We start from the raw sequence: 13,605 nt of genomic DNA on the forward strand, positions 1-13,605 counted from the left end.
CCACCTGAGTGCGCTCAATGACGGGGAAGTGTCATCGGTGGTTCGCTGCGCGGCGGGGTTCGTGAGAGCTGGATGAAACCTCTGTCATCCGCGCCGACGGGTGCGCCCGGTGCCGCACTGTTGCCGCTGACGGCGTGACGTCTCCAGGACGCGCGTGGGTGGGCAAGTGGGGGAGGGGTTGTGACGCATTATCGGAGCTCCGTGCCGCGGCGATGGCTGCGGATGCTGGTGGGACTGGGTCTGATCGCGGCGCTGCTGTCGGTGGGGCAACTGGCGAGGACCGCGGCGCCCGCGAGCGCGGCCGGTCCGGGAAGCCTGACCCTGCACGTGGCCAGCGCCCGGTCGGTGAACTCAGGTCCCGGATTCGTGCACGAGAACGATCCGGTGCCGCACTACAAGTGGCTGATCAACGTCGACGACACCGGCGACCCGGGCACCCGGGCCAACCAGCTGATCGATCGATGTCTGCCGGCCACCGCGCCCGGCGGCTCGTCCGACCCGAACTTCGCGGACACCTGCCCGTGGCCGTCGACCCGTCCGACCTCGGGCTTCGCCCCGATCGTTGCCCAGGGCACTGAAGCTGACCTGAACGACAGCACGGCACTGGGCAACCTGCCGCCGGGCAAGTACCTGATCTCCGTGACCGCGGACGGGTTCAAGATCGACGGACAGCACTTCACCATCACCTCGGGTACGACGACGCACACCGACGTACGGATGAACCCGACGCCGCTGCCGTTGACCACGCTGCGCCTGCAGGTGTTCAACGACAACCTCCCCGTGGACGCCACCTACGAGGCGGACGCCGAGCAGGGACTCGCCGGCTTCACGGCGACCCTGTCCGACGTTCTCGGTCTGGTCAGCACCGACTACTACGGCAACCCGCTGTGCACCGTGTACCAGCACGCGAATGCCAACGGCACCGGCGCGATGCTGTTCGACGGCAACAACAAGCCGATCGTCGACACGGCCCACTCCACCGGCCGATGCGTCAGCGACGCCACCGGGCAGATCGTCATTCCCAACCTCGGCCCGAACCGGTACGCGGCGACTGTCGCGCCGCCCGCGGCACAGACCGGCCAGTGGGTCCAGACGACCACGCTGGAAGGTGGCCACGACCACGACGTCTGGCAGCAGGAAGGCGAGACCGGCTTCGACACCGAGCAGTTGCGCGGCGCCGAACCGGTGTCCGCGGTCCAGTTCGGCTTCGTCCACACCCAGGCACTGACTCCGCCGGCGGGTACGACGCCGACCGGCGAGGTCAAGGGTGTCGTCATCGCCGGCCTGCCGTACGTCGGTGGCCAGAACGGCCAGGTCGCCGAACCGGGTGGCTTCGCCGGAGCCAAGTCCGACGGCCCCATTCCGTACCCCTGGATCGCGTTGTCCGACCTCGACGCCGGTGACGCGGCCGTGTACGTCGGCCGCGGCGCCGCGAACGGCAGCTTCGACATCAAGAACGTGCCGGACGGCACCTACCAGCTGAGCATGTGGGACGACGACCAGGACTACATCCTGTGGAGCGTCAACGTCGAGGTGCACGACGGCGGCGTGACCGACGTCGGCAACAAGATGCTGGTCGGCTGGTTCACCCACATCACCGGGTCGGTGTTCGTCGATGCCAACGGCAACGGCAAGCGGGACACCGGTGAGCGCGCCGTACCGGGCTTCGGTCTGACGGTCCGGGAGCGGGACAACTCGCTGATGGACCAGGCGACCAACACCACCACAACCGATGCCAATGGCAACTATGACGTCAAGGAGACCTACCCGCTGGGCAAGTGGCTCGTCCTGGAGGCGTTCAACACCCGGTACAAGACCACGGGTATCACCTATCAAGGGGCCAACGAACCGAAGGCCACCACCCAGCTGGGCAGCCTGGTCGACCTGAACTTCCTGCCGATCATCGGACTGCGCGGCCGGATCGACTGGGGCGTGCAACCGTACGATCCCGGCACGAACGGCGGCATCGTCGGCACCGTCACCTACGACACCACCCGCAACGAGCTCGACCCGGCGATGGCCGCGACGGAGCCCTACCAGCCCGGCATCCCGGGGATCCCGGTCCGCCTCTACCTGCCGAAGGCCTGTACGGACACGACACCGGCCGAGCTCTGCCGGCAGGGGTACGAGACCGAGCCCAAGCAGATCTCGGACGGCAACGGTGGGCTGGTCGACAACCCGAAGTACGGCGCATTCGTCAAGGGTCCCGAGGTGCAGGACGCCTACACGTCGGAGGAGTGGGCGCCGCCGCGTGGCTGCACGGCCCGGATGTACAACGGCCAGGTGCTGACCGATCAGCAGGCGCTGCCGGCCTTCGGCACGGCCGAAAACCGGTTGTGCGTCGAGTCGCCGATGATGGGCGTCGCAGTGGGCGCGAGCGACAGTGCCGGCGGAGCCCAGACGGTCAACGGCAACTACGGTTTCGCCACGTCGAAGATCAACCTCTATCCGCCGACGGACACCGTCCACAACCCGGATGGGCTCGCGTTGTACGCGCCGCTGCCCGCCGGTCAGGAGCAGGACCTCCCGGCGCGTGACTACATCGTCTCGGTCGACATCCCGAACGACCCGGTCGACGGCAAGCCGATGTACAAGGTCACGTCCGAGGAGGACGTGAACGTCTTCGACGGCGACACGTACCTTCCGCAGGAGAACTACCCGCCGACGACCCCGGCACAGGCCAACGACCCGGCGGGACCGCCCGACCCGACACCGACACCACCGGCCGAGCCGCCGTCGCAACAGGCCGGCATCATCTCGCCGTGCGCCGGAGCACTGCACACGGTCAACGTGACCAACGAGGCGTTCAACGCCGGTGGCGGCAGCCCGTTCCAGGGGTACGAGCGCCCGCTGTGCGGTGACAAGCTGGTCGGCCTGCGGGCGAACCAGGCAACGGCACCCAACTTCAACCTGTTCACCGATGTCCCGATCCCGACGCACTTCTGGGGGATCACGCTGAACGACCTCGGATTGACGCTCGACAAGCGCAGCGTCAACTACGGCGAGGCACAGGGCCTGCCGTTCGTGCCGGTCGGACTCTACGACTGGTCCGGCCGCCTGGTCGACACACTGCACACCGACTTCAACGGACTCTACGAGGGCCTGGAGCCGTCCACCGGCACGTACAACTGTCCGCTGCCGGCCGGTCCGTGCCCCAACATGTACCGGTTCGTGGGCAACGACCCAGGTCAGCCCGGTGCGCTGAACCCGGACTACAACTCCAGATTCAGAACGATCGCCACCAACTTCCAGGCCTGGCCCGGTCTCTACACGGTGACCGACGAGGCGCCGACCCAGGTGGCCGCAACGGTCCTCGCACCGGACACGACCACGGTCAACCCGACGATCTGTGATCTCGGGGCATCCGTGCCGCAACTGCTGTCCGTCAGCAGGCCGTACATCCGCCGGGGCGATGCGAACCGGTCGATCACGGTCACCGGGTTCGGCTTCGGAGCCTCCGGAGCTCCGGACCGGTTGACACTCAACGGTACGACGATGGCCGTGACCAACTGGACCGACAAGAGCATCACGTTCACGGTGCCGGCGTTGTTCCCACTCGGCGCCGCCGTACTCCAGATCACGGGGCACAACGGCAAGACGAGCGTGAACGGACTGACGATTCAGGTGCTCGGGATCAGCGTTCCGTTGCTCGCCGGCACGACAGCGGGCAACCCGTTGATCGCGGAGGTCGGTCCGACCAAGCAGTACAAGACCGTGCAGGCCGCACTCGAGGCAGCCACGCCGACACGCCTGCGCCCGTACTGGCTGGTGGTGGTCTGGCCGAACGCGCAGACCAGCACGAACCCACACGGTGACTACAACGAGAACGTCATCGTGCATCACCAGGTCCGCATCCAGGGCGTCGGCCCGGGCGGCTTCGACTCGGCCGGTACCTGGGTACCGGGCTCGATCCTCGACGGCGCGGGCTTCAACCTGGACAACCCCAACGGCACCGCCTGGGTCAACCTGCTGAGCAGCCTGACGTACTCGGGCGCCCCGGCAGTCCCGGACGCGGCGGTGGTGACAGTGCTCGACGACCCGGCCCGCGCCGGATTCACGCCGACCAGTTGGCCGGTCACTCTGGACGGGCTCAGCATCACCGGCGGGGCGCAGGCCGACATCCCTGGCAACGCCAACGTGCTGACCGGAGCCGTGAGCACGCCGTACGGCGCGGCCGGTGCCCTGATCACGCAGGGCGGCGGTGTCTACGTGCACTCCAACGTCCGCGGCCTACAGGTGACCGACAACGTCATCCACGGCAACGGCGGCTCGTACGGCGGTGGCGTCCGAATCGGTACGCCGTACGTCGGTGACAACCGGAACTACGATCCGGTGATCGCGCGGAACCAGATCCGTGACAACGGCGGAACCAACCTGGCCGGCGGGGTCGGACTGTTCACCGGCAGCGACGGCTACCAGGTCACCGACAACGCTCTGTGCGGGAACTTCTCCGCCGAGTACGGCGGTGCGCTGACGGCCTTCGGCTACATGGCCAATCCCGGCGGCAGCACCGGCGGTTCGATCACGCGGAACCGGGTCTGGTTCAACGCGTCGTACGACGAGGGCGGCGGCATCATGATCGCGGGTGAGCTGCCGGCCACGCCGACGGCACTGTCGCCGGGCTCCGGTCCGGTTACGATCGACGCCAACGTCATCCAGGCGAACCTCGCCAACGACGACGGCGGCGGGATCCGGCTGCTGCAGGTCAGTGGATCGCACATCTCCCGGTCCGATCCGCAGACCATCGCGATCACGAACAACACGATCGCGGACAACGTGTCGGCCCACGAGGGCGGCGGCCTGGCGCTGGACGACGCGGTCTTCGTGAACATCGTGAACAACACCATCACGAAGAACCTGACCACGGCCTCGGCCGTGACCAGCAACGGTCAGCCGGCTCCGGCCGGTCTGTCCACCGCGGCGAACAGCGACCCCTTGCAGGCGAGGCTGCGCAATACAACGCTGTTCTCCGGTTCGCAGACTCTGGCGGCGACCGAGTTCAGCAAGCCGACGCTGCTGAACGACGTGTTCTGGGACAACCGGGCCGGCTCTTTCAGCGGCGGGTACGTCTACGGAATCGGCGGGCAGCTGCCGGACGGTACGGCGAACTCGGTCAACAACTGGGACATGGGCGCAGCCGATGTCCCGGGGGCGCTGCTGACACCTACCCACACGGTGCTGCAGGACCTGACCGGGACGGCTCCGGACGCGACGAACGCAAGCGTCGATCCGGGATTCGTGTCGCCGTACGAGGTGGCGGTGAACATCTTGTCCGTCCGGACCTACCCGGCATTCCGGGAGGCCGTGGTGGTGGCCGAACTGCTGCCGCCGGACCTGATGGGCGACTTCCACCTGGCCACGGCCACGCCGGCTTCGTCGGCGCGGGGCCTGGGCGCGGCGAACACCGTTGTCCGGTGGGGAACCGCCGCCAACGGGTTCAGCTACACGGTGACCGCGCCGAGCCCGGACATCGACGGTCAGCCCCGGCCGACCGGTGCCGGTACTCAACGCCGGTACGACGCCGGGTCCGACCAGATGACGCCGTGAGCAGTGCGGCCCGCCGATTCCCCATACCCCTCCGGCGGGCCGCACTTTCTGCCTCGATCTGCCTGTACCGCAACAGCAACGGGAGAACTCCAGTGACCGATATCTCCACGTCGCGTGGATTGACGCGGCGTTCCTTTCTCACCGGCGCGGGTGCCGTCGGCGGCGCGGTCCTCGGTGGGCGTCTGCTCACCGGCGGCGCCGTACTGGCCGCACCCGACCGGTCGGCGGCGGCTGCCGCCCACCCGCTGAAGCAGGTCCACCTGGTCGGCACCGACGGATGGGTCGGGATGCCCGGCGATGCTCCGCCGGACCCGCCGTTCTTCCCCGACCCGCTCGCACCGAGTCCGTTCAACACCTACGTCTTCGGCTTCCGCGACGTGACCGGGATGAGTTCGAACCTGGTCGCCGCGCAGCGCGGCAAGGCGCAGGTCAGCGCGCCGATGATGGCGTTCGACGAGGACGACGACGTCTACCTGACGCTCACCAACCTCGGCCTGGCCCAGCGGCCGGACCTGTTCGACGGGCACACCCTGCACTGGCACGGGTTCGTCAACGCGATCCCGTTGTTCGACGGCGTACCGGAGCTCTCGCTGGCCGTGCCGATCGGGCGGGATCTGACCTACTTCTACCGGCCGCACGACGCCGGCACGTACATGTACCACTGTCACTTCGAAGACGTGGAGCACGTCCAGATGGGCATGACCGGCATGGTGTTCGTCCGGCCGGCCCAGAACCGTACTCCGCTGCAGCCGGGGGAGCGGTACGCCTACAACGACGGCGACGGGTCGACGGCATACGACCGGGAGTTCGCGTTCATGCTGACCGAGTTGTGGTCGGCGTCGCACTACCGGGACGCGCACATCCAGGTGAACGACTGGACCGACTACGATCCGAGTTTCTGGCTGCTCAACGGCCGCGCGTATCCCGACACGATCGCCCCGAACGGCGACCCGCTGAGTACGTCGGCGGGCCGGCTGCAGTACCAGCCGATCTCGTCGCTGATCCGCTGCAACGCGGGTGACCGGGTGCTGCTGCGGATGTCGAACCTCGGTTACCAGAACCACGCGATGACGGTGGACAACCTCGACCTGACCGTGATCGCGAAGGACGCCAGCCTGCTGAAGGGCCGCGACGGTACGACGAACTACCTGACCACGAACCTGGTCGAGGTCGGGCCTGGTGAGAGCCGCGACGCGATCTTCGTCGCGCCCGGACCGGGGGAGTACCTGCTCTACGACCGCAAGTACTCCTATCTCGACAACGGCGGCGGCGCCGGGTACGGCGGCATGATGACGAAGATCGTCGTCGGCGCACCCGGCACCTATCCCGCGCAGACCGCGGCGAACGCGTGACGGGGGCGATGATCCGATGAAACGACTCTCGATCCAACGGGCACTGGCACTGACGGCGGCCGCCGTCCTGGTGTCGCTGCCGCTCGTGGTGCGTACCCAGGCGTCCGCCGCGGAGATGTCCGAAGGGCTCCTCTGCGACACCGACGCGAACCAGACCTTCTCGCTGACGGCGAGCGACGGGTACGTCGCAACGCCGGACGGCAACTCGATCCTGATGTGGACCTACGGCAACAGCAAGCGCGGGTTCCAATTGCCCGGTCCGACGTTGTGTGTCGAGTCCGGCCGCCCGGTCACCGTGATCCTGCACAACAAATTGCCCGAGGCAACCTCGATCGTCTTTCCCGGTCAGCAGTCGGTGAAGGCGAACGGCAATCCGGCCCAGCCGCAGTTCGACTCCGGCGGCTCGTTGACCTCGCTGGTGCAGTCCGCCGACGCGGGCGACGGCTCCGTCACCTACACCTTCACCGCCGGAAGCCCCGGCACCTACCTCTACGAGACCGGCACCGACGTCGACAAGCAGCTCCAGATGGGCCTGTACGGCGCGCTGGTCGTCCGGCCGGCCGGTCACCCGAACCAGGTGAACGACCGGCCCGACTCGGCCTTTGCCAACGGCAAGGAATACGTGTACCTGCTGTCCGAGATCGATCCCGACGTACATCTCGCGGTCGAACGCAACCAGCCGGTCAACGTGAACGCGTCGAAGTCGCGCTACTTCATGATCAACGGCCGCAGCATGCCGGACACTCTGGCACCGAACAACGCGCCCTGGCTTCCGGGTCAGCCGTACGGCGCCCTCGTGCACATCAAGCCGTACGACGCGGCTACCAACCCGCTGCCCGCCACGATCCGCTACCTGAACGCCGGCAGTGTGAACTACCCGTTCCACCCGCACGGCAGCGACGAACGTGTCATCAACCGTGACGGCCATGCCTTGCAAGGCCCGACCGGACAGGACCTGTCGTACCAGAAGTACGACCTCGACGTCGGGCCCGGGCAGACGCTCGACGTCCTGATGGACTGGCGCGACGTCGAGCACTGGAACGCGACCACCAACCCGATCCCGACCCAGCTCCCGGCGATCACCGACCAGTTGCTGGTCGGGCCGGACACCTGGTTCTCGGAGAGCGGCTACCTGGGCACCAAGAACCCGGTGCCTTCGAACCTGACCCAGAACAACGAATGTGGCGAGTACTACCACATCGCGCACAGCCACGCGCTGGAGCAGGCGACCAACTACGGGGCAGCCTTCGGCGGCATGATGACGGTCTTCCGCATCGATCCGCCCGCCGGCTGTGCGAGCCAGTGAGGACCTCGACGATGACGAACAGACTTCGGGCCGCTGCCGTGGGTATCGCGGCCATGGCTCTCGCCACTGCGCTGCTCGTACCGGTGTCCGTCGCCGCGGCGCCGCCGGTCAAGCAGTTGCCGTCGCGCGCATCGGTTGCCGTCGGCAAGCTCACCCCACGCGGGTGCACCTTCGGTACCGGGACGGCCGCCTGTGACCTCTACGCGATGGCCGGTACGACGACCGTACTGGGTACCGCCGTACCGATCTGGGGATTCTCCTCGACCGGTGCCGCGGGCTCGGCCACCGCACCGGGGCCGGCCATGGTTGTTCACCAGGGCGACCAGGTGACCGTCACCCTGCACAATCAGCTCGCCGGGCAGACCGTCTCGCTGGCGTTCCCGGGGCAGGCGTTGCCGGCGGGCGGCGAGGACACCGCGGGGATCGCTACGGGCACACGCACCTACACGTTCACGGCTGCCAGGGCGGGGACGTTCCTCTACGAGGCCGGACACACGAGCGGTGGCGCCCGGCAGACGGCGATGGGCCTGGCCGGCGCGTTCGTGGTCCTGCCGTCGGACGGTACGGCGTACGGGACCCAGCCCGCCGATTACCCGGCAAGCCAGTACGACGACGACGCGCTCGTCGTACTGAGTGAGATCGACCCTGCCTTCAACGCGAACCCGGCCGGATTCGACCTCCGCAAGTTCAGCCCGAAATACCGGCTGATCAACGGAAAGCCGTTCCCTGCCAGCGATCCGGTCGCGACCGACCAGGGACACACGGTTCTGCTCCGGTACGTCAACGCCGGTTCGCTGACCCATCCGATGACGGTGCTCGGCGGACTGCAGACGGAGATCGCGCAGGGCGGCCATCCGGCGCACTACAGCACCACGGTTGCCGCCGAGAGCATTGATCCAGGCCAGACGCTGGACGCACTGGTGACGATGCCGACCGGCCCCGAGGCCAAACTGGCGCTCTACGAGACCGCCCGGCATCTCGACAACAACGCGCAGCACACCGCCGATCCGGCGCAGTTCGCCTTCGGCGGCATGATCACGTTCCTCGACACCAACGCGCCGCCACCGAGCACGGACGGCGTCGGACCGGTCTCGACCCATCTCCGGCTGGCTCCGAACCCATCGACCGGGCAGGTGCCGGTCACGATCACCGCGGACCTCAGCGACGCGACCACCGGCGGCTCGGCGGTGACGCAGGCCGAGTTCGTGATCGACGACGCGGTCACCGTCGGCCCCGGATTCGGTACGCCGATGAGCCTGCCGGCCAGTGGTGTCAGCGTCACGGGCGCCACCGGCAGCATCACGACGGCGATGCTGGCCGCGCTCGACGCGGGCCGTCATACCGTATTCGTCCGGGCACTCGATGCCGCCGGCAACTGGGGCGTCGTCGGCTCGGTCATCCTCAACCTGCCGAAGACCGGTCCGCAGACGATCAACGGATCGATCGCCGACGTACCGGCCAACACCACCGTCGCGGTCAGCGTGTCCGCGACCGGGGACGACTCCGACGCCGGCGGCGTGATCACCGCGGCGGAGTACTTCCTCGACACCGCCGGGACCGACGGCACCGGTACGCCGCTCACGCTGAACCGGAGCGCGACGGTCGTGTCCGAGGACGTCGACCTGACGCCGGCCGTGCTGCAGACCCTCACCGAGGGCATGCATCATGTGCTGGTCCACAGCAAGGACTCGCTGGGGCTGTGGGGCCCGCCGCTGGACATCCCGTTGCCGATCGATGTCACCGGTCCGGCGGTCGACGCGGCCGCGGTCGGTCCGAACCCGACCAACGGCGTACTGGCCGACAAGAGCAACCCGGGCAACCTGCTGGTGTCGGCCGAGATCACCGACAAGGACGCCGGAGGTGCGGCGCAAAGTCTGCTGGTCGACGCCGAGGCGTTCCTCGATCCGACCGTTCCGAACCCGGTCGGCGGGACCGGCCTGCAGATGCTGCCGGTGGACGGGAAGCTCGACTCGACGGGTGAGACCTTCTACGGATTGATCCCGCTCACCCAGGTCAGGGCATTGGCCGACGGCACGCATCATGTCTACGTCCGTGGTCAGGACGCCGCCGGCAACTGGGGCGCACTGTTCGCGGTGAACCTGGTGGTCGACAAGACGGCGCCGGTGCTCGGTGCACTGACCGCCGCACCGAACCCGAGCGGCGGGGCGGACACCCTGACCCTGACCGCACCGGTCACCGATGCCTCCCTGATCGCGAAGGCGGAGTACTGGCTGGGAACTACCGATCCGGGTGTCGGCAAGGGCATCTCGGTGCCGGTGAGCGTGGTGGCAGGCAAGGTGCAGGTCACCGTTCCGCTCGCATCTGTTGCCCCGGGCAACCAGGTGTTCAACCTGCGGGTCCAGGACCTGGCCGGCAACTGGAGCAAGGCGGTCAACACCACCGTCACGGTCCAGCGGCCGAACCGGATTTTCTCCGACGACTTCGAGTCCGGTGGCTTCGGCTTCTGGAGCTCGAGCACGGGTGGCGTCGCCAACACGACGACGTCCGCCCTTCCGGGGACGTTGGAGCCGGGCAGCCTGCGCGGGTTGCAGGTCACCCTTCCGGGGGCCGGGTACCTGACCGACAACACGCCCACGGCGGAGACGTCGTACCACGCCAGGTTCGTGTTCAACCGGAACACGCTGACGTCGGGCACGAACGCGACCACCGCTCTGAGTCTGCTGCAGACGCGGACGGCTGCGAACGGGCAGGTGTTCGCGCTGGAGTACCGGTTCACAGCCGGCTCGGCGCAAGTTCGGACCCTCATGGACCGCACTGCGGGCGGGACGCTCACGGGAGCGTGGTTCACGCTCACGCCAGGCACCCACACGCTGCAGGTCGACTGGACGTCGGGCCCGGCCACCGGCACCACAGCAGGGTCGCTGCGGTTGCTGGTCGACGGCGTGAGCCGGTCGCTGCAGACCGGGAACACCAGCACGCTGCGGATCGAGACGACCTGGCTCGGGGTGTCGGCCGGGATGAGCACCAGCTCGTCCGGACAGGCGTACTTCGACACCTTCAACTCGACCCGATTCACGATGCCGTAGGAGTACGACGACCGGGGCCTCGACCGCTCGAGGCCCCGGGCGCGTCCAGGGGAGGGGACAGACATGCTGGAGACAACAGTCCGTTCGGACGTCGGGCGACCGCGGCGCATCAATCGCCTGGTCGTACTGGCAGCCGTGCTCGCGATCGCGCTCGTCGTCGGGATCCTGGTAGGGCTGCGGGTGTGGTCGTCGGCCGATGCGGCCGGCACATTCCCCCAGAGCACAGCGATCGAGCAGCAGTACGGCGTACGTTTCAGCCGGATCGCGGTCGTCGGGGACGGCGGCCTGATCACCTTGACGTACGTCGTCCTCGACAGCGAGAAGGCAACCCGGTTCCAGTCGGACGTCCAGCACCCGCCCGAACTGCGAAGCGAGGCGCGGGACGGAGGGACCAAGCGGGTGTCGGTGATGAAACAGGGACACTCGCTACGGGCCGGTCAGACCTATTACCTCGTCTACCAGAACACCAAGGGAGCGCTGCGGCACGGAGAGAAGGCGTCGGTCCAGGTCGGCAATCTCGTCCTGCCGCACGCGCCTGTCCTGTGACGGCGGCGTCAGTCCGCCGGTGCCTGGACAGGCAGCAGGATCTCGAACAGCGCACCGCCCTCGGGAGCCACCGACACGATGATCCGGCCGCCGTGCGCACGGACGGCGGCCAGGGCCATCGGCAGCCCGAGCCCGCTGCCCATCGGGGCGACCGAAGGCGGCGGGCGGTGCCAGAAACGCTCGAACACGTGCGGCAGGTCGGCGGCGCGGATGCCGCGCCCGGAGTCGGCCACACTCATCACGTACCAGGGGCCGGAGATCGTGCCGGACAGCCGGATCCGGTCCCCGGGCAGCGTGAAATGGACAGCGTTCTCGATCAGGGCGTCGACGGCCAGTTCGAGCCAGTCCGCGTCGGCCGTGATCGTGGCGGCGGCCGGTTCGTCGAGTCGCCAGTCCCGGTCGGCGCTCTCGGACCAGTTGGTTCCGATGCCGGCGAAGAGGCGCCCGAGGTCGACCTCCTGATGCCGGAGTGCCCGGCCGGAATCCAGCTTGGCCAGTGCGAGGAGCCGGGTCGACAAGGCGGACAGCCGATCCATCTGCCGTACGACGACCGCGTAGTCCACGGCCGACTCCGGGTCATCGGTCAGGATCGGCTCCAGCAGCTCGAGGTGCCCGACGGCGATGCTCACCGGTGTCCGCATGGCGTGGGACGCCTCGCGGAAGAACTCGCGCTCACGTTCGAAGACGGCCAGCCGCTCCTCGGCCATCAGCTCGACCTGCTGTTGCGCGGCGACCCGGCGGCGGGCATGCCAGACCATGGCCAGGAAGAGCAACGGCATCAGCGGAATCTCGGCCCACTCGGCGCGGCTGGAGCCGTCCTGCAACTGGTGGCTGACCAGGATCCAGCCGGTCGTCGCGGTCACCGCGAAGGTGACCAGCACGGTCGGCTTCAGCGGCCAGACGCGAAAACCGTAGACGAGCGTCAGGCCCAGGAACAGCAGATGGTACGGGATCACCTCCCGCCCGACCATCACCTGCATCAGCGCCAGCATCGCGACCACAAAGACGGCGAGCAGGCCGTCGATCACGCGGTACCACTCCGGCGTCAGATTGCCGGTCCGGAACCGGCCGAGCCAGGCCGGCGCGCTCTCACGCGCTCTGAAGCTGATAACCGACATTGCGCACCGTCTGGATCACATCGCGCGTCATCTTGCCGCGCAGCCGGCGGACGTAGACGTCCACGACGTTGGTCGCGGGATCGAAGTCGTAGCCCCACACGGCCGACAGCAGCTCGCTGCGGGAGCAGACCTTGTCCGGTTTGCGCATCAAGTGCTGCATCAGCAGGAACTCGCGCTCCGACAGGGCCGCCTCGTTGCCGTCGACCCGCAACCTGCGGGTCCGGATGTCGAGCAGGATCTGACCGACCCGCAGGACGAGGTCCTGGGACTGCTTGCCGGCCGCGTCCCGCAGCCCGAACCGCACCCTGGCCAGCAGCTCACGGATCGTGAACGGCTTCGGCAGGATGTCGACTCCTTGCTCCAGGCAACGAACGCGGGCCTCCGCGTCGGCGACCGCCGAGAGCACCAGGATCCGGGTCTCCGGGCTGCTCACCAGCACGGCCGCGATCACCGCCTCGCCGTCGACCTCGGGCATCCGCAGATCCACCACCATCAGCTCCGGCCGGCGGGTCAGCGCCGTCCGCAACCCGTCGCCGCCGTCCGTCGCGGTGAGGACCCGGTACCCCTCGGCCTCGAGCCCGCGCCGGACGAATCGCACCACTTCCGGCTCGTCGTCGACTATCAAAATCGTTGTCATGTTCCCCCCATGACGGTCACGCGGCATCGCGCATCCGTCATCGCGTCCGCCC

7 protein-coding genes are annotated in these 13,605 nt (G+C 68.2%); 5 read left to right on the forward strand and 2 right to left on the reverse strand.

The window, feature by feature from the left end:
* The first annotated feature begins 180 nt into the window (after positions 1–180).
* From ACWF0M_RS00775 to ACWF0M_RS00795, 5 genes are all read left to right on the forward strand, one after another.
* Positions 181–5,547: a hypothetical protein gene (locus ACWF0M_RS00775; protein WP_452233482.1), complete on the forward strand. Its 5,367-nt coding sequence runs from the start codon at positions 181–183 to the stop codon at positions 5,545–5,547.
* Between the two features lie 92 nt (positions 5,548–5,639).
* Positions 5,640–6,899: a multicopper oxidase domain-containing protein gene (locus tag ACWF0M_RS00780; protein ID WP_452233483.1), complete on the forward strand. Its 1,260-nt coding sequence runs from the start codon at positions 5,640–5,642 to the stop codon at positions 6,897–6,899.
* A 16-nt stretch (positions 6,900–6,915) separates the two neighbouring features.
* Positions 6,916–8,205: a multicopper oxidase domain-containing protein gene (locus tag ACWF0M_RS00785; RefSeq protein ID WP_452233484.1), complete on the forward strand. Its 1,290-nt coding sequence runs from the start codon at positions 6,916–6,918 to the stop codon at positions 8,203–8,205.
* 11 nt (positions 8,206–8,216) lie between these two features.
* Entirely contained in the window at positions 8,217–11,252 is a 3,036-nt protein-coding gene (locus ACWF0M_RS00790; RefSeq protein ID WP_452233485.1) for a multicopper oxidase domain-containing protein, read from the forward strand.
* Positions 11,253–11,315: 63 nt separating this feature from the next.
* Positions 11,316–11,798, forward strand: a complete 483-nt coding sequence (locus ACWF0M_RS00795; protein WP_452233486.1) for a hypothetical protein — start codon at positions 11,316–11,318, stop codon at positions 11,796–11,798.
* Positions 11,799–11,806: 8 nt separating this feature from the next.
* Here ACWF0M_RS00795 and ACWF0M_RS00800 read toward each other — a convergent pair whose 3' ends face one another.
* Both ACWF0M_RS00800 and ACWF0M_RS00805 read right to left on the reverse strand, forming a co-directional pair.
* Complete coding sequence (locus ACWF0M_RS00800) at positions 11,807–12,916, reverse strand: sensor histidine kinase (protein WP_452233487.1); 1,110 nt, start codon at positions 12,914–12,916, stop codon at positions 11,807–11,809.
* Positions 12,888–13,553 carry a response regulator transcription factor gene (locus ACWF0M_RS00805; protein ID WP_452233488.1) on the reverse strand — a complete coding sequence of 222 codons (666 nt, stop codon included), beginning with the start codon at positions 13,551–13,553 and terminating at the stop codon, positions 12,888–12,890. Before ACWF0M_RS00805 ends, ACWF0M_RS00800 begins: the two co-directional genes overlap by 29 nt.
* Positions 13,554–13,605 lie beyond the last annotated feature (52 nt).

The organism is Kribbella sp. NPDC055110 (genome assembly GCF_053607525.1).